Origin of the sequence: Micromonospora echinospora (genome assembly GCF_014203425.1) — a bacterium.
Classification (GTDB): Bacteria; Actinomycetota; Actinomycetes; order Mycobacteriales; family Micromonosporaceae; genus Micromonospora; species Micromonospora echinospora_A.
In genome coordinates, this window is sequence record NZ_JACHJC010000001.1 from 6,172,347 (window position 1) to 6,193,766 (window position 21,420).

Consider the following 21,420-nt stretch of genomic DNA (forward strand, 5'->3'; position numbering starts at 1 on the left):
TTTCAGGCATGAACGGGAACATAAAGGGCGGAATCACCGCTGATAGAGCCGCCGTTTCGCGATGTACTGCACCACACCGTCGGGCACCAGGTACCACACCGGTTCGCCCCGGGCGACCCGGGCGCGGCAGTCGGTCGAGGAGATCGCCATCGCGGGCACCTGCACCAGGCTGACCGAGTCGGCCGGCAGGTGCTTGTCGGTGAGTTCGAAGCCGGGCCGGGTCACGCCGATGAAGTGGGCCAGTTCGAGCGCCTCGTCCAGGTCCTTCCAGGAGAGGATGCGCTCCAGCGCGTCCGCGCCGGTGATGAAGAACAGCTGCGCCTTCGCGCCGTACTCGGCGTGCAGGTCGCGCAGCGTGTCGACGGTGTAGGTGGGGCCGCCGCGGTCGATGTCGACCCGGCTCACCTGGAAGCGCGGGTTGGAGGCGGTGGCGATCACCGTCATCAGATAACGGTCCTCGGCCGGGGTGACCGCTTCCTCCGCCTTCTGCCACGGCTGTCCGGTCGGCACGAAGACCACCTCGTCCAGACCGAACCGGTCGGCCACCTCGCTCGCCGCCACCAGGTGCCCGTGGTGGATCGGGTCGAACGTGCCGCCCATGATGCCGACCCGCCGGATGTCTTCCTCCACCCAGCGATCGTAGGCCGCCCGCCCGACAGCCCTGGGCGGGGTCCGCGGTCGAGCGCGCCGGGCGGGCCCTCACCCGGCGCGCTCCCTGCTCAGGCCGACGCGGCGGCCACCGCTGTCCGGGCCACCAGCGCCCGGCGCATGTCGTCGTCCAGGTCGGTCACCCACCGCCGCAGGCCGGGCGTCAGGTCGTCGCGGGCCAGCAGCGCCGCGGCCAGTTCCCGGGTGGGCTGCGCCACGGCGTAGCGGGGATACGCGGCCACCGTGACCGCGTCGGCCACCCACGGGGTACGCAGCCGCGCCGCCGCCGGTATGTCGGTGAAGTAGCGCTGCACGTACCCGGCGGTCAGCTCGGCCTGCTCGGGCTGCCAGAAGCCCTCGGCGGCCGCCTCGACCAGGCGGTTGGACAGCTCGGTGCTGCGGGTGACGATCTCCCAGGCGGCCCGCTTCGCGTCAGGGTCGGGCAGCGCGGCCCGGCACGCGGTTGCCTGCTCGGCGCCGGTGGCGCTGCGGTCGGCGTCGGCCTCGGCGTCGATCTGCGGTGTACCGGCCGCGCCGAGCACCACCAGCCGGCGCAGCACCGCCCAGCGCAGGTCGGTGTCCACGGCCAGCCCCGACGGCACCTCCTTGCCGGCCAGCCAGCCGGTGAGCATCGCGGTGTCGGTGGTGGCGGCGATCAGACCCCGCGCCGCGGCGAGCTGCAGCGAGCCGCCCGCGGGAGCCGAGTCGAGCAGCGCCGCGCAGGCGGTCGCCACCCGCAGCAGCGCCGCGTCCCGGGCGAGCGGGTCGAGATAGCGGTCGATCAGCCGGCGGCTGAGCAGCAGCACGTCCTCGACGATCGTCACCTCGGTCTCGGCGGGCAGCGCCGCCGCGATCAGCGCGGCCAGCGCGCCGGCCGGGCGTTCCCCGTCGGTGACCGCGTCCAGCGCCTCGCCCCAGAGCAGCGCCCGGGCCAGCGGGTCGGCGAGGCCGGGCAGCAGCGTCGGCACCGCGTCCGCCGAGGCCGGATCGAGCCGGATCTTGGCGAACGTCAGGTCACCGGCGTTCGGCAGCAGCAGCCCGGTGGCGGGCTGCCCGACCAGCTCGGGCAGCGGCGTACGGCCGCCGTCGGCGTCCGGGTCGAGGTCGACGGCGTACCGGCGGGCCGGGCCGTCGGCGGTGTGGTGGGCCACGCCGATGCGGTGCGGCCGCAGGACCGGGTGGCTGGCCGGGGCGGTCTGCACGATCGCCACGTCGGTCCACCGCCCGCCGGTGTCCACAGCGGTGTCGATCCGCAACGTGTTCACCTGCGCGCGGCGCAGCCAGCGCTCGGCCCAGCCGTCCAGGTCGCGGCCGCTCGCGGCGCCCAGGCTGGACAGCAGGTCAGCGAGCGTGGCGTTGCCGAACCGGTGCGCGGCGAAGTGCGCGTTCAGCCCGGCCAGGAACGCGTCGTCGCCGAGCCAGGCGACGAGCTGGCGCAGCACGCTGGCGCCCTTGGCGTACGAGATGCCGTCGAAGTTGAGCAGCGCCTGGGCGGTGTCGGCCACCTCCTCCGGCGCGACCGGGTGGGTGGAGGGGCGCTGGTCGGCGGTGTAGCCCCAGGCCTTGCGGCGGCTCGCGAACGTGGTCCACGCCCGGTCGAACCGGGTCGCCTCGGCGGTGACCCGGGTGCCGAGGTACTCCGCGAACGACTCGTTGAGCCAGAGGTCGTCCCACCAGCGCATGGTGACCAGGTCGCCGAACCACATGTGCGCCATCTCGTGGGCGATCGTGGTGGCGCGCAGCTCCCGCTGCGTGTCGGTGACCGCCGAGCGGAAGACGTAGTCGTCGCGGATCGTGACCAGGCCCGGGTTCTCCATCGCGCCGGCGTTGAACTCGGGAACGAACGCCTGGTCGTACTTGCCGAACGGGTAGCGCTCGGCGAACAACTGGTGGAAGCGGTCGAGGCACTGCCGGGTGACTGTGAAGATCTCGTCGGCGTCGGCGTCCAGGTGGGCGGCGAGCGAGCGCCGGCAGTAGAGGCCGAGCGGGATGCCGTCGTGCTCGGCGCGCAGTACGTGCCAGGGCCCGGCGATCAGCGTGACGAAGTAGGTGGCGAGCGGCTCGGTGGGGGCGAACTCCCAGCGCCCGGGCGCCGGCCGGTCGACGAGCGGCCCGTTGGCGGCAACAGTCCACTCCGCCGGTGCGGTGACGGTCAGCGTCACCGGCGCCTTCAGGTCGGGCTGGTCGAACGCGGCGAAGATGCGCGGCCCGTCGTCCAGGAAGGACATCGCATAGAGGTAGGTCTCGCCGTCGGCCGGGTCGACGAAGCGGTGCAGCCCTTCGCCGGTGTTGGAGTAGGCCATCTCGGCCTCGACGGCGAGCGTGTTGGTCGCGGCCAGGCTGGTCAGCGGCAGCCGATCGCCGGCGAGCAGGGCCGGATCGAGGTCGCGGTCGTTGAGGCGGGCGGTGAGGAGTCGGCGGGGCTTGACGTCGACGAAGGTCTCGGCGCCGGGGGTGGCCCGGAACCGGATGGTGACGGCGGAGCGGAACCGCTCGGCGTCGCCGGTCAGGTCGAGGTCCACGTGATAGGACTCGACATCGATCGACGCGCGGCGCGCGGTCGCCTCTGCACGGGTGAGGCTCGGCATCCGCTTATCCTGCCCGATGAGGTCCGCTCGGGACCTTCTCGTTACGCAAGGCGACGAAGGAGCAGCGATGGGTCAGCACCCCAAGGGTGATTTCGACAGTTCCCGGGCGGTCTGGCAGCGGGCGGAGGGGGACAACTCCGAGGGCGCGGTCGAGGTGGCCTTCGTGGACGACCTGATCGGCATGCGCAACTCCGCCGAGCCGAACGGGCCGGTGCTGGTCTTCACCCAGGCCGAGTGGGACGCCTTCGTGGCGGGCGCCCAGGACGGCGAGTTCGACCTGGACTGAGCGCGGCTCAGTCACCGTCGCCCCAGCCGAGCCCGCCCGGACCGGGCGCGTGGTGGAAGCCCGGATGGCCGGCCACGTCGGCGCAGCGCTCGCCGTCGGGCCCGACGGCGTCGCAGAACAGCCGCTCGGCCCGGTGCCAGGCGTCCGCCGGGGACAGGGCCGCCGCGCCGAGCGCCAGCTCCGGGCGGAGCAGGCCGAGCGCTTCCGCGTACGCCACCGCCTGCTCCCGCGCGACGGCGGGATCGGTGGCGGCGAAGCCCAGGTGCACCGTGAAGTACCGCGGTGGGCGGGCCCCGGCGCGCCGGGGCCCGCCGATGAGCGTGCCGTCGCGGCCGTCGCCGCGCAGCCCGGCCAACGCCTCGCGGTGCCGCCGCACCGCCCTGTCGTCACGCATCCGTGTCCTCCCCCGTCGCCGGTGACCACCGCCGGACACCACGCCGGCGGGGCGCCGGACCGGTCGCCGCCGGTCCGCGTACCCCGAGGGAACCAGCTTTTCCGCCCCCGGGGAGGGGCCAGCGTCCGCCCGCCCGGCTGGCCCCTCCCCCGTACGGCCTGAGCTGCTGAGATAGAGGGTTCGGCAGCGCCGCCCGGGGTAGGTAGGCAGCGCCGCCGAACCGCGTCAGGAGCAGTCGACATGAGCACCATGCCCAGCGACCGGAGCCCGGACAGCACACTCGCCTTCATCCGGGAGGGCTACCGCTTCGTCGGCTCCCGCTACGACCGCCTCGGCACCGACATCTTCCAGACCCGGCTGCTGCTGAGACCGACGATCTGCCTGCGCGGCCGGGACGCCGCCGAGCTGTTCTACGACGAGGAGCGGTTCGTACGGCACGGCGCCATGCCGATGCGCGGGCAGCGCACGCTCACCGGTGTCGGCGGCGTGCAGGGACTCGACGGCCAGGCGCACCGGGTCCGCAAGGCGATGTTCATGTCGATCATGACGCGGGCCGCGATCCGCCGCCTCGGGGAGATCTTCGACGAGCAGTGGCGGGCCCGGATCCCGGCCTGGTCCCGCACCGGACCGGTGGTGCTCTACGACGAGGTGGGCGAGATCCTGACCCGTACGGTCTGGGCCTGGGCCGGGGTGCCGCTTGCCGAGGACGACGTGCCGCGCCGCGCCGCCGAGATGCACGCGATGATCGAGGCCCCGGCCGCGCTGGGCCCCCGGCACTGGCGCGGACGGCTCGGCCGCCACCGCGCGCAACGCTGGGCCGGCAACCTGATCGAAGGTGTACGCGCGGGCACGGTGCCCGCCCCGGAGGGCAGCGCGCTGGCGGTCGTCGCCGAGCACCGGGACGAGCGGGGACGGCCGCTGCCCCGCCGGATCGCCGCTGTGGAACTGCTCAACGTGCTGCGCCCCACCGTCGCGGTGGACCGGTACGTGGTCTTCGCCGCGCTGGCGCTGCACGACCACCCGCACTGGCGGGACCGGCTGCCCGGCGACGACGCCGCGACCGAGCGGTTCGTGCAGGAGGTACGCCGCTACTACCCGTTCTTCCCGGTCACCGCGGCCCGGGTACGCCGCTCGTTCCAGTGGCGGGGACACACGTTCCCGCAGGGCCGGCGGGTGCTGCTCGACCTGTACGGCACCAACCACCACCCCGACCTCTGGCCGGAGCCGGAGCGGTTCCGGCCGGAGCGTTTCACCGGCTGGCGCGACGACCCGTTCGGCCTGATCCCGCAGGGCGGCGGCGACCACTTCACCGGCCACCGCTGCGCCGGCGAGTGGATCACCATCGAGCTGATGAAGCGGGCCGTGACGAACCTGACCGGCGCGATGGACTACCGGGTACCGCCGCAGGACCTGGCACTCGACCTCGGCGCCATGCCGGCGCTGCCGCCCAGCGGGCTGGTGCTCGACGGCGTACGCCCGGTCGACGGAGCACATCGGGCCGACGGGGTGCGCCCGCTGCGCTGAACGGGCGCACCCTTCGTCGGTCAGGCGGCCTGCGGGTGCAGCACGGTACGCAGGCAGCCGTCCTCCTTCTTCTCGAAGATCTCGTAACCCCGGGCGCCCTGCTCCAGGGACATCGGGTGGGTGGCCAGGTAGCCGGGGTCGATCTCGCCGGCCGCGACCCGGTCCAGCAGCATCGGGATGTAGCGCTGGGCGTGCATCTGCCCCATCCGCAGCACCAGGGCCTTGTTCATGGCCGCGCCGAGCGGGAACTTGTCCACCAGGCCGCCGTACACGCCGACGATGCTCACCGTGCCGCCCTTGCGGCACGCCATGATCGCCTGTCGGACCGAGGTGGGCCGGTCGGTCTGCGCCCGTACCGTCTGCTTGGCCTTGTCGTACGCGTACGCCGGGCCGACGTCGTGCGACTCCATGCCGACGGCCTCGATGCAGGCGTCCGGGCCGCGCCCGGCGGTCATCTCCCGCAGCGCCTCGAGCACGTCGGTCTCGGCGTAGTTGATCGTCTCCACGCCGAGCCGCTGCGCCGCGGTGGCGAGCCGTTCCGGCAGCCGGTCGATGACCACGACCCGCTCGGCGCCGAGGATCTGCGCGGACCGGGCCGCCATCTGGCCGACCCCACCGGCGCCCCAGACCGCCACCACCTCGCCGCCCTTGAGGTTGCAGAAGTCGGCCGCCATCCAGCCGGTCGGCATCGCGTCGGAGGCGAACACCACCGAGTCGTCCGGCACCCCGTCCGGCACGGTGAACGCGCCGACGTCGCCGAACGGCACCCGGATGTACTCGGCGTGGCTGCCCGAGTAGCCGCCGGCCGCGTGCGAGTAGCCGAGGATGCCCGCGGGCGAGTGACCCCACAGCTTCTCGGTGAAGACCGGCTGCGGGTTCGAGTTGTCGCAGAGCGAGAACTGCTCGGTACGGCAGTACCAGCACGAGCCGCAGGCCACCACCGACCCGACCACCACCCGGTCGCCGACGGAGATGCGCCGCACGTCCGGGCCGGTCTCGACCACCTCGCCCATGAACTCGTGGCCGAGGACGTCCCCCTCGCGCATCGCCGGCAGGTAGCCGTTGATCAGGTGCAGGTCGCTGCCGCACACGCTGCTCGCACGCACCTTGACGATGATGTCGCCGGCCGACCTGATGGCCGGCTCCGGCACGTCCCGCACGGCCAGCTTGCCGACGCCCTCCCAGCACAACGCCCTCACGGTCGTCCTCCCACCATCAGCTTCTCGCGTACCTTGTCCGTCGCCCGCTCCTGGCGCGGGCTGCGCCCGGACGGGTCGTGCCGGGTGTCCAGCACCTGCCCCGTCTCGATCAGCGACTTGATCCGGCGCAGCGTGGTGCGCAGCCCCAGGTCCGGGTCGGTTCCACCGACCAGCCCGACCGCGCGCCGGATCGGCCCGGAACGCCAGCGCAGCTCGGCCCGGATCTCGGTGCCCCGGTCCTGCGGCGCGGTCACCAGCTCGACCCGGCCGCGCTGGGCCACCGGTCCGTCGGTGACCCGCCAGCTCAACCGTCCCGGGCCGTCGACTGTGATCTCGGCCCGCCACTCGGCGCCGCCGCCGGCCGGGTCGGCCGCCACGCAGCGCCACCGGTTCGCGTCGAGCTGCTCCAGCGTCGCCCACTCGGCCAGGCCGCGGTCGAGCCGTTCCCGGTCGGTCCAGAACCCGATCACCGCGTCGACCGGCCGGTCCACTGTGATGCCGCGGCGCACCACGTACCAGCCGTCCTCACGGTCGGGTTGGTGCCGGTGCCGCCACCGGGCCACCGTGCGGGTGATCCCGAGCGCGGTCACCGTGGCGGCGCCGGCCAGCGCCCACCTGGTCGCGTTCCTGCTCATCACGTCTCCTCCGCCTCGAACGACTCGGACCGTCCGTATCCGGCTGCGCTACCCGACGCGGGACGTCCGAAACGGTTTCAGCAGCCGCATTCCGGGCAAGTCGCGTGACCCGACACGAGGGGAGGCGACGTGACCAGACCGACCGCTGCGCACGTGCGTGACGAGGCCGCCGCGTCCACGCCGGTCCGGCTCCCGATGGCGTACGTGCTGCCGCTGCGCGCCCACGACGACGACGGCCTGGACGAGCTGACCCGGTACCTGCGCGAGCTGAGCCGCTGGGTCGACGTGGTGGTGGTCGACGCCTCGCCGCCGGAACTGTTCGCCCGGCACGCCGACGCCTGGCGCGGGCTGGCCCGGCACGTGCCGCCGGACCCGGCGCTGCGCGGACGCAACGGCAAGGTGCTCGGGGTGCTCACCGGCGTCGCGCTGGCGCGGCACGAGCACGTGGTGATCGCCGACGACGACGTCCGGTACGACCTGCCGGCCCTGTGCGCGGTGCACCAGATGCTGGACGGGGTCGACCTGGTCCGGCCGCAGAACCACTTCGACCCGCTGCCCTGGCACGCCTGGTGGGACACCGGCCGGACGCTGCTCGCCCGCGCGCTCGGCGGGGACTGGCCGGGCACCCTCGGGGTGCGGCGGAGCACGTTCCTGGCGATGGGCGGCTACGACCCGGACGTGCTCTTCGAGAACCTGGAACTGGTCCGGACCGTGCGCGCGTACGGCGGCAGCACGGCCACCCCGGCGTGGCTGTACGTGCGGCGACTCCCGCCCACCGCCGCGCACTTCCTCGGGCAGCGCGTCCGCCAGGCGTACGACGAGACGGCCCGGCCGGCGTGGCTGCTGGCCGCGCTGGCGGTGCTGCCGGCGACGGCTGTCGCGCTCGCCACCCGTCGGCCCGGGCTGCTCCTGCGGGCCGGGCTGGCGACTGTGGCGGTGGCGGAGCTGGGCCGGCGACGGGCCGGCGGCGCGACGGTGTTCCCGGCGCACACCAGCCTGGCCGCGCCCGTGTGGGCGCTGGAGCGCGGGATGTGCGCGTGGCTGGCGGTGGGGCGGCGGCTGCGCGGCGGGGTGCCCTACGCGGGCGCCCGGCTGCGGGTGGCGGCCAATTCCACACGTGTGCTGCGCCGGCGGATGACCCGGCGCCGCCCCGACGATCTGGTGCTCTGGGTGGAGACCGGGGCGGCGCCCGCTGAGGTGGAAGGAAGGGCCCCTTCTTATCGCGAGGCGATAAGAAGGGGCCCTTCCTGACCGAGAGCGCGGACGCTCAGGACCGCACCTGCTCGGCGCTGTGCCGCACGTCCTGCGCGGCGGCGCGGCCGTCGTCCTTGACCGCGTGCGCGGCGTCCTGCGCGGTCGCCTTCACCGACTCGGCGGCGTGCTGCGCGGGCTCGCGCAGCTCCTCCTTCAGCTCACCGGCGACCTCGCCCAGCTTCTCCTTGACCACGCCACCGTGCTCGGCCGCCTTCTCCTTGACCTGCGCGGCGACCTGCTGCTCGCGGCGGGTGGCCGGGATCAGCGAGGAGACCAGCATGCCGACGCCGAAGGCGATCACGCCGGCGGCGATCGGGTTGCCCTCGGACTTGCGCCGCAGCACCTGCGGCGCGCGCTGGGCGGCGTCACCGACCGTCGAGGCGGCCGAGTGCGCCTTGTCGCCCACCGTCGAGGCCATCGAGGAGGCGTGGTCGCCCACCGAGTGGGCGGCGTGGCCGGTGCTGTGGCCGAGATCCGATGCGGTTCCCATCACCTTGTCCTTCACGTTGGTCAGCGCACTGCGTACGCGCTGCTTGCGGTCGTCGACGATGCGGCTCGGGCTGACCTTGTACGCCAGGGCGTCCACGTCCGAGCTGAGGTTGTTACGGGTGGCTTCGATCTCGCGGCGGATCTGCTCGGGGTCGGTGCTCATCGGGTGACTCCCTCCGGGTGCGGCTTGAGCGCGTCGGGGATGCGCTGCACGCTGTCGTTCGTCTGCTTCAGGCCGCGGATCCGCTCGGCGTTCTTCTTGCCCATCGAGTACAGGACCGCCGCGACCGCGGCCCAGATCACGGCCACGATCAGCGCGGCCAGCCCGGAGTCCATGACGTTGTCGAGGAACTGCCAGATCGCGATGGAGACGAAGAGCGCCACCATGTAGCCGCCGAAGCCGGCGCCACCGAACAGGCCGGCGGCCTTGCCCGCCTTCTTGCCCTCCTGGCGGATCTCGGCCTTGGCCAGCTCCACCTCCTGCCGCATCAGCGTGGACAGGTCGGTGGTCACCTGACGCATCAGGTCACCGAGCGAGCTGCCGCGCACCTCGTCGGCGTGGTGCGGCGCGCCGGCCGCCTGGTAGCCGGGGTCCTGCGTGGGTACGGTCATGCCGTCGCCTCCCTTCTGCCGGTGCGGCGGGTCACGGGCGGGGAGCGCCGGTGGACGGGACGCCCGGCAGCGGGTCGGTGCGCTCCGGCGGCGGCAGCGGCTGACCGGTGCCACCAGCCGGGTCGGCCCAGGTGTTCGTGGCGCCGCCACCCGGGTAGGTCGCGCCCGGCGCGGAGTAGCCCGGGTCCGGCTCGGCGTAGCTGCCCGGCGTCGGGTCGAGGTAACCGCCCGGCGGCACCTGGCCCGGCACCTCGCGCGCGGTCGGGATGACGGCGGTGCGGTCCGGGTCGTACGCCGGCCGCGCGCCGCTGTTGTCGTCGCCGAGCGCGGTGATGTTGCGGGTGAGCCGCCCGGCGACCACGCCGAGCAGCGCGGCGCCGACGAGGAACGTGCCGGGGTTGCGGCGGGCGTAGTTCTTCACCTCGTTGAGCAGGTCGCCCGGCTCACGCTGCTCCAGCCAGCCGGCCACGCCGTGCACCCGCTCGGCCGCCTGGTGGGCCAGCTCGGTGACCGGCCCGGAGCCGCCACCCTGCTGCGCCATGGTGCGCATCTCGTCGGCCAGCGACCGCAGGCCACTGGCGGCGCGCTGCTGCTGCTGACCGGCCTGGGCGGTGACCTGGCCACGGGTCTCGCTGTAGAGGTCGCGGGCCTGTCGCTTGGCCTCGCTCACCACCTCCTGGCCCTGTTCCTTGGCGGTCTGGGCGACCGCGCCACCGGCGCTCGCGGCGTCGGAGCCAACCTGGCGGGCCTGGTCACGCACGCCGCCGCCGTTCGTCGACTGGTAAGTGGCAGAAGCCGGGGAAAGATCCTGAGTCATGATGTCCCTTCCGCTCGTGTGTTTCCAGCGGGTGTTCTCGGGGGGTCACGCGGATTGTTTCCACGTGACAATCGCCCTACCCCCAGTCGGCCGGTCCATGCCTGATTCGTGATTTCTCTGCGGGAGCGGCCCGCTCCGGTCAGAGAATGGAATGCCTGCCCGCCCGGGCGGCGGCGAGTCCACGGGGGTGACAGGGATGGCACGTGACGTGCGCGAACACGCGCCCGCGCGGCCTACGGTGCAGAAGGTTGCCCTCGCGGCGGCAGCCGTCTTCGCGCTGATCGGCGTGCTCGGCTTCGTGCCCGGTATCACCACGCACTACGGCGAGATGACGTTCGCCGGGCACCACTCCGAGGCGAAGCTGCTCGGGGTGTTCCAGGTGTCGGTGCTGCACAACCTGGTGCACCTGCTGTTCGGCCTGGTCGGCCTGGTGCTGGCCCGGCGGCTGGCCGGGGCGCGGGTGTTCCTGGCCGGCGGCGGCGCGCTCTACCTGGTGCTGTGGCTGTACGGCTTCGCCATCGACCGGGACACCGCTGTCAACTTCGTGCCGGTGAACGACGCCGACAACTGGCTGCACCTGTTCCTCGGTTTCGGCATGCTCGCCGCCGGACTGCTGCTGAACAACAACCTGGGCACGGGCAGCCCGGTGGAGGCCCCGTTCGACCGCCCCTGACCAGGCGCTACACGCCGGACCGGCGTTTGTCCCGGGCCGTCACCGGGCAGGAGAGCGGCGCGGCCCCGATCAGCGCCTGGCAGTTCCTCGGCGCCAGTGACTTCTGGTTCCAGTCCATGCAGAACTGGCAGAGCGAGTTCCTCGCCGTCGGGGTGCTGATCCTGCTCAGCATCGTGCTGCGCCAGCACGCCAGCCCCGAGTCCAAGCCGGTCACCGCGCCGCACGCCCAGACCAGCGCCTGAGCGTCAAACCGCCACCGGCAGCCGCTTGGCGAAACAGACGCTGTACGGGTTGTCCACGTACTCGCCGTAGACCGGGATCGGCTCGTAACCGCTGGACCGGTAGAGCGAGATCGCGGCCGGCAGGTACGTGCCCGTCTCCAGGCACACCGTCCGGTGGCCCGCCCGGAACGCCAGTTCCTCCAGCGCCACGAGCAGCTGCCGGGCGATGCCCGTACGCTAGATCCGCCGGATTTCGCGCAGGTTTCCCGCCACCGTCCCGGAAACGGCTACTCGGCGTCCGCCTCCGCCGCCGCCGGCGCGGCCTCGACCTCGTCCTCCGGCCGGACCCGGCGGGCCTTGCGGGCCGCGAGCCGGTCGGACGCCGACGGGCGGTTCGACTTGTCCTCCAGCCGCACGTCGGTGCCCCGGTTGCCGGGCACGAAGTCGACACCGGCGTAGAGCGTCGGCTGCCAGTCGAACTCCCGGTCGCCGATGCGCACCAGGTCACCGGCCTGAGCGCCGGCCTTGGCGAGCTTCTCCTCGACGCCGAGGCGGGCCAGCCGGTCGGCCAGGTAGCCGATTGCCTCGTCGTTGTCGAAGTTGGTCTGCTTCACCCACCGCTCCGGCCGGCTGCCGCGCACCGTGTACGAGCCGTCCGGCTCGGCCTCGATGGTGAAGCCGGCGTCGTCGACCGCCTTCGGGCGGATCACGATCCGGGTCGGCTCGGCCGGCGGGGCCGCCCGGCGGCCCTGGTCGACCAACTCCGCCATCGCGTACGTCAGCTCGCGCAGGCCCTCGCGGGTGGCGGTCGAGACGTCGAAGACACGCAGGCCGCGGGCCTCCAGGTCGGGGCGGACGATGTCGGCGAGGTCCTTGCCGTCGGGCACGTCGACCTTGTTGAGCGCGACCAGCCGGGGCCGGTCGGTGAGCCCGCCGTACTGGGACAGCTCCGACTCGATGGCGTCGATGTCGGCGAGCGGGTCGCGGCCGGGCTCCAGCGTAGCGGTGTCGATCACGTGCACCAGCACGGCGCAGCGCTCGACGTGGCGGAGGAACTCCAGGCCCAGGCCCTTGCCGCTGGCCGCGCCCGGGATCAGGCCCGGCACGTCGGCGACGGTGAAGGTGTGGTTGTCCACGCGGACCACGCCCAGGTTGGGCACCAGCGTGGTGAACGGGTAGTCGGCGATCTTCGGCTTGGCCGCGGAGATCACCGAGATCAGCGAGGACTTGCCCGCCGACGGGAAGCCGACCAGGCCCACGTCGGCGACGCTCTTGAGCTCCAGCACCACGTCCAGCCGGTCGCCGGGCTCACCCAGCTCGGCGAAGCCGGGCGCCTTGCGACGGGCGTTCGCCAGCGAGGCGTTGCCGCGCCCGCCCCGGCCGCCCCGGGCCGCCTCGAACGTGGTGCCCTCGCCGACCAGGTCGGCCAGGACCTCGCCGTCGAGGCTCTGCACCACTGTGCCGTTCGGCACCTTGATGACCAGGTCGCGGCCGTTGGCGCCGTCCCGGTTCGAGCCGGCCCCGCCCTTGCCGTTGTCGGCCTTCAGGTGGGGCCTGAAGTGGAAGTCGAGCAGCGTGGTGACCTGCGCGTCGACCACCAGGGACACGCTGCCGCCGTGCCCGCCGTTGCCGCCGTCCGGCCCGCCGAACGGCTTGAACTTCTCCCGGTGGATCGAGACACAGCCGTGCCCGCCGTCGCCGGCCTGCATGTGCAGGACGACCCGGTCAACGAACGTCGTCACGACGCCAATCCTTCCAGCGGGGTTCGCCCCGCGCGTGAAAAGGCGAAGCGGGCCGGGACTCAGAGGTCCGCGGCCCGCTTCGCCAGAAAACTACTGCTGAGGCACGATGCTGACGGTCTTGCGACCGCGCTTGGTGCCGAACTGCACCGAGCCGGCGGCCAGCGCGAACAGCGTGTCGTCGCCGCCACGGCCGACCAGGTCACCGGGGTGGAACTTGGTGCCACGCTGACGGATGAGGATCTCACCCGCGCTGACGACCTGACCACCGAAGCGCTTCACGCCGAGTCGCTGGGCCGCGGAGTCACGGCCGTTACGCGAGCTGGACGCACCCTTTTTGTGAGCCATTGGAGGACGACCTACTTCCCGCTGGAGATGCCGGTCACCTTGACCTGGGTCAGCGGCTGGCGGTGACCCTGGCGCTTGTGGTAGCCGGTCTTGTTCTTGAACTTGTGGATCCGGATCTTCGGGCCCTTGGTGTGCGCGGCGATCTCGCCGGACACCGCGACCTTGGCGAGCTTCGCCGCGTCGGTCACCAGGTCGTCACCGTCGACGAGGAGCACCGCGGTGAGCTTCACCGCGTCGCCGGGGGCACCGGCGAGCTTCTCGACCTCGATCACGTCGCCCTCGGCGACCTTGTACTGCTTGCCGCCGGTCTTGACGATCGCGTACATCGGAGGCGGACTCCCTGTCGTTGAGGCTGCTGGCGTCTATTCCACCGCTGCCGGTTGTCACACCGGCGGCGGTCGTTCCCACGGCGTCTCGCCGGGAGCCGTGACACCGGCGGAGCGGGCACGCGGGAACTCAGCACACCAAAGTGCGCCGCAGGCAAGCGTACGCCATACCCGGCCCGCCCCCCAAACCGGGCTACCGGTAGGCGTCCTCCCGCGCTGCCCGGCAGGCACGACAGGGCCCCGGTTCCACACGCCAGGCGTGGAACGGGGCCCTGTTCGCGCAGTTCAGCGTCTTACGGCCGGGTACGCCGCCGGGCGCCGCCACGGCGCGCCCGCCGGCGCGGGGCACCGCCGTCCTCGTCGCTGTCGCCCTCACCGATCGCGTCCGGGTCGTCGGCTGCGGCCAGCCGGGCCGAGTCGCCTTCCTGGCTGTCCGCGACCGCCGGGGCAGCCGGCGTGTCCGTCTCGAACCGGGACAGGTCGTAGCCCTGGGTGTCGTAGTAGTCGTCGTCGGCCTCGACCACCTCGGCGACGGTCCGCTCCGGCGGCGCGACGGCCGCGGGCGGCTCGATGCCGGCAGGCGGCTGCGCGGCCGGCTGCTCCAGCGCGACCTCCGCGGCCAGCTTCTCGGCGGCGGCCTTACGGCCCCGGCGACGGCCCTTCTCCTCGGCCGGCGCGGCGACCGCCGAGGCGACCGCCTTGACCTTCTCCCCCGCGCCGCCGCTGCGCGGCTTCTCCGGCACCGGCTCGGTGTGAATGATCACACCCCGGCCCTTGCAGCACTCGCAGGTCTCGCTGAACGCCTCCAGCAGGCCCGCGCCGATGCGCTTACGGGTCATCTGCACCAGGCCGAGCGAGGTGATCTCGGTGACCTGGTGCTTGGTGCGGTCCCGGCCGAGACACTCGGTGAGCCGGCGCAGCACCAGGTCCCGGTTCGACTCCAGCACCATGTCGATGAAGTCGATCACCACGATGCCGCCGATGTCGCGCAGCCGCAGCTGGCGCACGATCTCCTCGGCCGCCTCCAGGTTGTTGCGGGTGACCGTCTCCTCCAGGTTGCCGCCGGAGCCGGTGTACTTGCCGGTGTTGACGTCGACGACCGTCATCGCCTCGGTGCGGTCGATCACCAGCGAGCCGCCGGAGGGGAGGAAGACCTTCCGGTCCAGCCCCTTGAGGATCTGCTCGTCGATCCGGTACTCGGCGAACACGTCCACCACCCCGGCGTGCCGGCGCAGCCGCTCCACCAGGTCCGGGGAGACGTGCGACAGGTACGACTCGACCATGCCGTACGCGGACTCGCCCTCGATGACCAGCTCGCGGAAGTCCTCGTTGAAGAGGTCCCGGACCACGCGGATGACCAGGTCCGGCTCCTCGTAGAGCAGCACCGGGGCGCCGCCCTCGGTCGCCTTGGCCTGGATGTCCTCCCACTGCGCCTGCAGCCGCTTCACGTCGCGCGCCAGTTCGTCCTCGCTGGCGCCCTCGGCCGCGGTCCGGACGATCACCCCGGCACCGTCCGGCACCAGCTTCTTCAGCGCGTCCCGCAGACGCTTGCGCTCGGTGTCAGGCAGCTTGCGGCTGATCCCGGAGGCGTTGCCGTTGGGCACGTAGACCAGGTGCCGGCCGGAGAGCGCGATGTGACTGGTCAGCCGCGCGCCCTTGTGCCCGATCGGATCCTTGGTCACCTGCACCAGCACCGAGTCACCGGAGCGCAGCGCCTGCTCGATCGAGCGTGCCCGGCCCTCCAGGCCGGTGGCGTCCCAGTTGACCTCGCCGGCGTACAGCACCGCGTTGCGCCCGCGCCCGATGTCGACGAAGGCGGCCTCCATGCTCGGCAGCACGTTCTGGACCTTGCCCAGGTAGACGTTGCCGGCCATGGTGGCGGACGAGTTGCGGGTCACGTAGTGCTCGACCAGCACGCCGTCCTCGAGCACCGCGATCTGGGTGCGGTCGCCGCGCTGGCGGACCACCATCACCCGGTCGACCGCCTCCCGGCGGGCCAGGAACTCCGACTCGCTCAGGATCGGCGGGCGTGTACGCCGCTGCTCACGGCCGTCCCGGCGGCGCTGCCGCTTGGCCTCCAGCCGGGTCGAGCCGGAGACACCCTGCACCTCGTCGACAGGCTTGCGCGGCTCACGGATCTTGACGACTGTGGGCACGCCGTCCTCGGCGGCGGTGTCCGCCTCCCCGGCGCCCCGGCGGCGACGACGGCGACGGCGGCGGGTCATCCCCTCGCCGTCGGACTCTTCGTCTTCGGCGGACTCCTCGTCCTCGGCGGACTCCTCGGCGGCCTCGGCAGTGCCGGACTCCTCGGCCTCCTCGTCGTCGGCCTCGTCGGCGCCACCCTTGCCCCGGCCCCGGCCCCGGCGACCCCGGCGACGACGACGCCGGGCGGCGGCCGTCTCGTCGTCCTCGTCGATCTCGGCGGACTCCTCGGCCTCGGCGGCCGGCTCCTCCTCGACGACCTCCGGCTCGACCTCGGCCTCGACCGGCTCGACCTCCCGGCGACCGCGACGGCGCCGCCGGACGGTCTCCACCGCTTCCTCGATCGGCTCCTCCGCGGCCGGGTACGTGACCTGGACGGCGGGCGCCTCGTCGGGCTGCGGGGCCATGAACAGGACGGTCGGCGCGGAGAGCGCGGCACGACGCCGGCGGGTGGTGGCGGGCGGCGTCTCGGCCGGCTCCTCGGCGACGCGCGGCACGGCGGCGCCCGTCGACACCACGCCCGTCGTGTCCGCCGGGCCGCCGCTGCGGGCCAGGTCGACCTCGTGGGTACGCGCACCCGCGGCGCTCGCGTCCTCGACGGTCCCGCCCTCGGCGTCCTCGTCCTCGACGTCCTCGCCGGTGGTCTGACCGATGCCGGCCGCGTCGCCGGTGCTCGCCTGGCCGCCGGTGGCGGCCCTGCCCCGACTGGTGGTGGCCTTGTCGCCGGTGGCGGCGCGGGCGGCGCGCCGGCCGGCGCGGGCCGGCGCGGCGGTCTCCGCGGTGACGGCCCCGCCCGGTGCGGTGGCCTCACCGCCGTCGATGTCGGCGCGTCCCTCGGCGATCAGGTCGCCCCCGGGCGCGGAGACCGGCCCGTCGATCACGGCGCTCTCGGACGCCTGCGCCGCGGCGGCGGTCTCGTCCGGCGCCACGGTCTCGGCGGCGGGCGGGGTGGCCTTGCGGCGACGGGTCCGGGTCACCTTCACCGGCGGCACGACCTCGTCCGAGGCGGCCTCCACCCCGGCCGCGACCACCGGCTCCTCGGCCGCCTTCGCCGGGGTCGCCTTACGGCGGCGCCGGGTGGTCTTGGGCGCGGCGTCCAACTCGCCCGCGATCGGGGCGAACACCTCGGCCTGCGGCGACTCGCCGCTGCCGGTCACGGTCGCGGACGCCTCCACCGGCGCGTCGGTCTGCTCCGGCTGGTTCAGCGGGGCGGCCTTGCGGCGGCTGGCCCGCTTACGGGCCGGCGGCTTGGTCTCGGCGACGCCCTCCGTGCTGCCGGAGGTGGCGACGTCGGCGCTGCCGGAGGCGATGGCGGCACTGTCGGCGGTCGTCCCGGCCGGCTCTGCGCCGGTCCGTTCGCCGCCCTCGGGCTCGTTCTCGAGCATGGACGTTCTCCAGTTCTGGCTGCCCCGGGCGCGGGTGAGCGCTGCCACGCAGGGTTGCCGCAAAGGTGTTTCCGCCGGGCACGCAAACGCGCGACCGCCGAAGTCTGCCTGCCAGAACGCTGACCGACGGTCAGCGTTCTCCGATGGTTGCCCCGTCGCGATCCGCGTCCAACGGATCGACGATCTCGCCCTGCGCGGTCAACGTGCCCTGCGCCAGCCGAATCACCTTGGGGGTGACCGGCGGCTCCAGGGCGGCCACCGCGCGGAGGCCGGACAGGACGTCATCGGGCCGAACGGACGGGGTGACCTGCCGCACGACCAGTTCGAGTATCGCACACGGTACGGCCGCCGCCTCGGAAGGCGTCTCAGACGGAGACATCACATCGATGGACACCACTGCCGCGCGAGCGTCGAACGTCCGCCGCCCCTGCTTGGTCATCCGCTCGACCTGGATCTCGTCGGCGGCGGTGAAGGCCGCCACGGCCTCCGCCAGCACCTTCGGATCCACCTCGGGCAGCTCGATCCGCCAGTACGACGCCTCGATCCGGTCGGCGAGGCTGCCGCCGGTGGCCTCCACCGCGTCGAGCACGTCGAGCCCGGGCGAGAGCGCGGCGTCGAGAGCCTCGCGCAGCCGCGCCGGGTCGACCGGCTCACGCAGCCCGATCTCCAGGTACTCCGCCTCGCTGGCCACACCGGTCGGCGCCGCCGAGGCGTACGAGATCTTGGGGTGGGGGGTGAAGCCCTGGGAGAACGCGATAGGTACGCCGGCCCGGCGCAGCGCGCGCTCGAAGGCCCGGGCGAAGTCGCGGTGCGAGGTGAAGCGCAGCGGCCCCCGCTTGGCGTACCGGATGCGGACCCGCTGGACGACGGGCGCCTGGCCGCCCTCGGGTTGAGGCTTTCTGGCGATCGTGAGCTCCTCGGCTGTGCCTGCGTATCCGCCCCATCCTGGCGCAGTGCCCGCCGCACCCCACACCCGGGGCTACCCCACCCACCCCAAAGTCACCCAAACCCCCGCCCGCTCCCCCACCCGGACACCCCGTCCCGCCGTGATCAAGGAGTTCACGTCCAGATCCCACCCACCCGAGGCCCCAACCCCTTGATCACCACACAGAGCCGACCCGGTCGGGCCAGCCGGGGCGGGTGATCAGGTGCGGTTGTCGTGGGGTGGGGTGGGCTGAGCGGAGGGCGGGTAGGCGCCCGGCTGGGGGTAGGCGCCCTGTGTGGGGTGTCCGCCCGGCTGGGAGGGGGCGCCAGGGTGCGGTGACGTGCTCGGTCGGGCGTAGGCGCCGGGTGGCGGCGGGCCACCGGGCGGGCCGTAGCCGGGAGGCGGGCCGGCGGGATGGCCGGCCGGGACCGGCGGGCCCTGGCCGTTCATCCGGTCCAGCGCCTCGTCCGGGATGTCGGCGGCCCGGGCCAGCTCGCGCCGGTGCCGGCGGCGGCTCCAGATCAGGAACACCACGAGCGCCAGCAGCACCACCAGCGCCACGGCGATGCCGATGCCGATCACCATGACCTGCTGGTCGGTGGGGCCGCCCCGGTCGCCGTAATCGGTCACGTCGAAGTCTTCGTCCTCGGCCGCGGCCGGCGGCGCGGACGCGCTGGCCGGAGCGGCGCCGAGCAGCGGGTTCGCCGACACCGACGGCACGTCGGCGGTGAGCGCCGCCACCGGATCGATCCGGCCGAAGCCGAACTGCGGGTCGCGGCCGGGCGGGCCGGCGTCCCGGGCGGTACGGATGATCCGGTTGATCACGTCGGGTGCGGAGAGCCGGGGGAACTTCGACCGGACCAGCGCCGCCACCCCGGCCACGATGGCTGTGGAGTCGGACGTGCCGTCGCCCCAGCCGTACCCCCGGTCGGGCCCGATGTTGTAGACCTCGTCCCCCGGCGCGGCGACCACCGCCTCCGGGCCCTGCGCAGAGCCGGGCCAGAAGCCGCCGCCCCGGGTCGTGCCGGTCACCGCGATCACGCCGGGGATCTTCGCGGGTGAGGCGATGTCCGGGCCGAGCTTGCGGACGTTTCCGGCGGCGGCCACCACGACCACGTCGCGTTCCAGCGCGTACCGGATCGCCGCCTCTTCGCCCTCGTCGACCGCGCCGGCGTGCCCGTAGGACAGGTTGAGCACCTTCGCGCCGCCGTCCACCGCCATCCGGATGCCGGTCGCGGAGTTGCCCGCGTCGGCGCCCTTGTCGCCCGACGGCGTGCGGATCGGCAGGATCCGGGCGTCCGGCGCGACGCCGACCACTCCGGTCCCGTTCGCCGCGATGATCCCGGCCATGTGGGTGCCGTGGCCGTCCGGGTCGCGCCGGCCGTCGCCGGAGTCGAACGTGCTGCGGCCGGCGAGGAGCCGGCCGCGCAGGTCCGGGTGGTTGGCGTCGGCGCCGCTGTCGACCACTCCGACCACGACGCCCCGCCCGGTGGAGATCTGGTGCGCCCGGTCGATCCGCAGCTCGTCGAGGTACCACTGCTCGGCCCGGCGGGGAGCGCCGACCGCGGGCTGTGCGGCCCCCAGCACCATCAGCCCGGCCAGCAGCGCGGCCGCCACCGGCCGGAGCGCGCCGACGTGCACCCTCATCCGTCCGTCCTCATCGCAGGATGCCCGGGGACGCACCGTCACCGGTGCCCCACGGATCGTCGTCCTCAGTCAACCACGACGAGTGGTCGCCACCGCCGCCGCCATGCCCGGCGCCGCCGTGGCCGCCCATCATCCCGCCACCCATCATTCCGCCGCCCGCCATGCCCGCGCCGGCCAGACCGCCACGCGCGCCGGCGCCGCCCGGCCCCGCGCCCGCCGCCGCACGGAGCGCGCCGGCCGCGCTGGTCAGCGGGGGCACCTTGCCGTTGCCGCCGCCGACCATGCCGGGCAGCGCGCCCATGCCCATGCCGCCGGCCGCGCCGAGGCCACCGCCGCCGATGCCGCCCGCCGAACCCAGCCCGGCGCCACCGCCACCGCCGCCGAATCCGGCGCCGCCGGTGCTCAGTCCGGCGCCGCCACTGCCGAAGGTGCTGCCCGGGCCGCCCGGGGTGATCGTGCCCGGCCCGCCCGCGCCGGCCAGGCCGGTGCCGTATTCGGGGCTGCCGGAACCCGGGGCGCCGGCGCCGGGCACGCCGATGCCGGGCGGGGTGTACGAGCCGCCGCCGGGACCGCCGCCCGTCCCGGGCACGCCGGTGGTCGGCGGGGGCGTGAACGAGCCGCCGCCGGGCACTCCGGCACCGCCGCCGCCGATGCCGGTGCTGCCCAGCGAGGGCATCCCGCCACCACCGCCGGCACCGCCACCACCGCCGCCGGGCAGCCCGCCACCGGGCACTCCGGACGGGGGTACGCGGGGATCCGCGCGGTAGCCGTCGTCGAGCCGGCCGTCGGGCTGGGGTACGACCAGCTTGGGGCGCTCGGCCTCGACCGCGGCGGGCAGCGGCGACATCGCCCGGTTGGCCGCCTGCTGGTTGTCGCGGTACCAGTTGTCCAGGTGGGACTTGGTGTCCCACCAGCCGCCGCGCTTCTGGTCGTTGGCGTTGCCGTCGACCTTCATGGTGGCTTCGAGGTCGTCGGCCTTGTCGCGGAACGCGCCGTCGGCGTAGAGCGCCTGGTTGGACTGGTAGTCGCTGCGCAGGGCGGCGAGGAAGCCGGACTGGCTCTCGCCGTCGCGGGCGTCGTCCAGTTCGGTGCCGCCGGGCAGGCTCCACTCGTTCCAGCCGAAGTTGTCCATCAGCGGGATCGGGATGCTCGCCACCGCCGTACGGATGTCGCCCTCGATCCGCGACAGCGCGCCACTGACGTTGCTGGCGTGCGTGATGAGCTCCTCGATCTCCTTGCCGATCTCGCCCAGGTGCTCGCGGTACGCGTCGCCGCCGCTGCCCTGCCAGCCGGCGAGCAGCCCGGGCAGACCGCCGGTGTGCGGGCGCTCCTGGCCGGCCGCGATCGGGCCGACGAACGACCGGCCGACCAGCGAGTCACGCAGATGGCCGAGCGCGGTGGACAGGTTGCGCCAGCCCGCGCCGACCGACCCCACGGTCTCCGGATCCGCCGAGAGCGTCACCTCACGGACGCAACGCTCCCAGGTGCCTCCTGCCATGACCGTCTCC

21 protein-coding genes are annotated in these 21,420 nt (G+C 73.8%); 5 read left to right on the forward strand and 16 right to left on the reverse strand.

Annotated features, from left to right (window positions below; translation table 11 throughout):
- Positions 1-33: 33 nt before the first annotated feature.
- Entirely contained in the window at positions 34-630 is a 597-nt protein-coding gene (gene nadD, locus FHU28_RS27720; RefSeq protein WP_030503098.1) for a nicotinate-nucleotide adenylyltransferase, read from the reverse strand.
- Between the two features lie 89 nt (positions 631-719).
- Complete coding sequence (pepN, locus tag FHU28_RS27725; protein ID WP_184687535.1) at positions 720-3,236, reverse strand: aminopeptidase N; 2,517 nt, start codon at positions 3,234-3,236, stop codon at positions 720-722.
- A 67-nt stretch (positions 3,237-3,303) separates the two neighbouring features.
- Here pepN and FHU28_RS27730 point away from each other — a divergent pair, with 67 nt between their 5' ends.
- Positions 3,304-3,522, forward strand: a complete 219-nt coding sequence (locus tag FHU28_RS27730; protein WP_184687537.1) for a DUF397 domain-containing protein — start codon at positions 3,304-3,306, stop codon at positions 3,520-3,522.
- A gap of 7 nt (positions 3,523-3,529) precedes the next feature.
- On the opposite strand, the gene FHU28_RS27735 is transcribed toward FHU28_RS27730, so the two are convergent.
- Positions 3,530-3,916: a hypothetical protein gene (locus tag FHU28_RS27735; RefSeq protein WP_116507990.1), complete on the reverse strand. Its 387-nt coding sequence runs from the start codon at positions 3,914-3,916 to the stop codon at positions 3,530-3,532.
- Positions 3,917-4,156: 240 nt separating this feature from the next.
- Between FHU28_RS27735 and FHU28_RS27740 the strand changes: the two genes are divergently transcribed.
- The gene (locus FHU28_RS27740; RefSeq protein ID WP_184687539.1) at positions 4,157-5,440 is read left to right on the forward strand and encodes a cytochrome P450; all 1,284 of its coding nucleotides are present in this window, start codon (positions 4,157-4,159) and stop codon (positions 5,438-5,440) included.
- Between the two features lie 20 nt (positions 5,441-5,460).
- Here the strand turns inward: FHU28_RS27740 and FHU28_RS27745 are convergent, their stop codons facing one another.
- Positions 5,461-6,639, reverse strand: a complete 1,179-nt coding sequence (locus tag FHU28_RS27745; protein ID WP_184687541.1) for a zinc-dependent alcohol dehydrogenase — start codon at positions 6,637-6,639, stop codon at positions 5,461-5,463.
- On the reverse strand, positions 6,636-7,274 hold the full coding sequence (locus FHU28_RS27750) for an SRPBCC family protein (RefSeq protein ID WP_184687543.1): 639 nt from the start codon (positions 7,272-7,274) through the stop codon (positions 6,636-6,638). The genes FHU28_RS27745 and FHU28_RS27750 overlap by 4 nt, the downstream gene beginning before the upstream one ends.
- Before the next feature lie 129 nt (positions 7,275-7,403).
- Between FHU28_RS27750 and FHU28_RS27755 the strand changes: the two genes are divergently transcribed.
- Positions 7,404-8,525: a glycosyltransferase family 2 protein gene (locus FHU28_RS27755; RefSeq protein ID WP_260413150.1), complete on the forward strand. Its 1,122-nt coding sequence runs from the start codon at positions 7,404-7,406 to the stop codon at positions 8,523-8,525.
- A gap of 16 nt (positions 8,526-8,541) precedes the next feature.
- Here FHU28_RS27755 and FHU28_RS27760 read toward each other — a convergent pair whose 3' ends face one another.
- The 3 genes from FHU28_RS27760 to FHU28_RS27770 are packed head-to-tail and all read right to left on the reverse strand — an operon-like array spanning position 8,542 to position 10,446.
- Positions 8,542-9,180: a DUF3618 domain-containing protein gene (locus tag FHU28_RS27760; RefSeq protein ID WP_073831866.1), complete on the reverse strand. Its 639-nt coding sequence runs from the start codon at positions 9,178-9,180 to the stop codon at positions 8,542-8,544.
- Positions 9,177-9,629 carry a phage holin family protein gene (locus FHU28_RS27765; protein WP_073831867.1) on the reverse strand — a complete coding sequence of 151 codons (453 nt, stop codon included), beginning with the start codon at positions 9,627-9,629 and terminating at the stop codon, positions 9,177-9,179. Before FHU28_RS27765 ends, FHU28_RS27760 begins: the two co-directional genes overlap by 4 nt.
- 31 nt (positions 9,630-9,660) lie before the next feature.
- Complete coding sequence (locus FHU28_RS27770; RefSeq protein WP_184687545.1) at positions 9,661-10,446, reverse strand: hypothetical protein; 786 nt, start codon at positions 10,444-10,446, stop codon at positions 9,661-9,663.
- A 208-nt stretch (positions 10,447-10,654) separates the two neighbouring features.
- Between FHU28_RS27770 and FHU28_RS27775 the strand changes: the two genes are divergently transcribed.
- Both FHU28_RS27775 and FHU28_RS27780 read left to right on the forward strand, forming a co-directional pair.
- Entirely contained in the window at positions 10,655-11,119 is a 465-nt protein-coding gene (locus FHU28_RS27775; protein WP_311773710.1) for a DUF4383 domain-containing protein, read from the forward strand.
- A gap of 26 nt (positions 11,120-11,145) precedes the next feature.
- Positions 11,146-11,361, forward strand: coding sequence for a DUF6766 family protein (locus tag FHU28_RS27780; RefSeq protein ID WP_260413155.1), 216 nt, complete (start codon positions 11,146-11,148; stop codon positions 11,359-11,361).
- A 3-nt stretch (positions 11,362-11,364) separates the two neighbouring features.
- Here the strand turns inward: FHU28_RS27780 and FHU28_RS27785 are convergent, their stop codons facing one another.
- The 8 genes from FHU28_RS27785 to FHU28_RS27820 form a co-directional block, all read right to left on the reverse strand.
- A complete protein-coding gene (locus tag FHU28_RS27785; protein ID WP_363926704.1) occupies positions 11,365-11,568 on the reverse strand; it encodes a GNAT family N-acetyltransferase in 204 nt (67 codons plus the stop codon).
- A gap of 59 nt (positions 11,569-11,627) precedes the next feature.
- Positions 11,628-13,082 (reverse strand): GTPase ObgE, encoded by a 1,455-nt coding sequence (obgE, locus tag FHU28_RS27790; protein WP_184687549.1) that lies wholly within the window; start codon positions 13,080-13,082, stop codon positions 11,628-11,630.
- Between the two features lie 90 nt (positions 13,083-13,172).
- The gene (gene rpmA / locus FHU28_RS27795) at positions 13,173-13,427 is read right to left on the reverse strand and encodes a 50S ribosomal protein L27 (protein WP_013288010.1); all 255 of its coding nucleotides are present in this window, start codon (positions 13,425-13,427) and stop codon (positions 13,173-13,175) included.
- A gap of 11 nt (positions 13,428-13,438) precedes the next feature.
- A complete protein-coding gene (gene rplU, locus FHU28_RS27800; protein ID WP_018787289.1) occupies positions 13,439-13,753 on the reverse strand; it encodes a 50S ribosomal protein L21 in 315 nt (104 codons plus the stop codon).
- 293 nt (positions 13,754-14,046) lie between these two features.
- Entirely contained in the window at positions 14,047-17,340 is a 3,294-nt protein-coding gene (locus tag FHU28_RS27805; RefSeq protein WP_184687552.1) for a ribonuclease E/G, read from the reverse strand.
- A 130-nt stretch (positions 17,341-17,470) separates the two neighbouring features.
- Positions 17,471-18,190 (reverse strand): TIGR03936 family radical SAM-associated protein, encoded by a 720-nt coding sequence (locus FHU28_RS27810; protein WP_116511619.1) that lies wholly within the window; start codon positions 18,188-18,190, stop codon positions 17,471-17,473.
- A 294-nt stretch (positions 18,191-18,484) separates the two neighbouring features.
- Complete coding sequence (mycP, locus tag FHU28_RS27815; RefSeq protein WP_184687554.1) at positions 18,485-19,912, reverse strand: type VII secretion-associated serine protease mycosin; 1,428 nt, start codon at positions 19,910-19,912, stop codon at positions 18,485-18,487.
- 10 nt (positions 19,913-19,922) lie between these two features.
- Positions 19,923-21,410: a hypothetical protein gene (locus FHU28_RS27820; RefSeq protein WP_184687556.1), complete on the reverse strand. Its 1,488-nt coding sequence runs from the start codon at positions 21,408-21,410 to the stop codon at positions 19,923-19,925.
- Positions 21,411-21,420 lie beyond the last annotated feature (10 nt).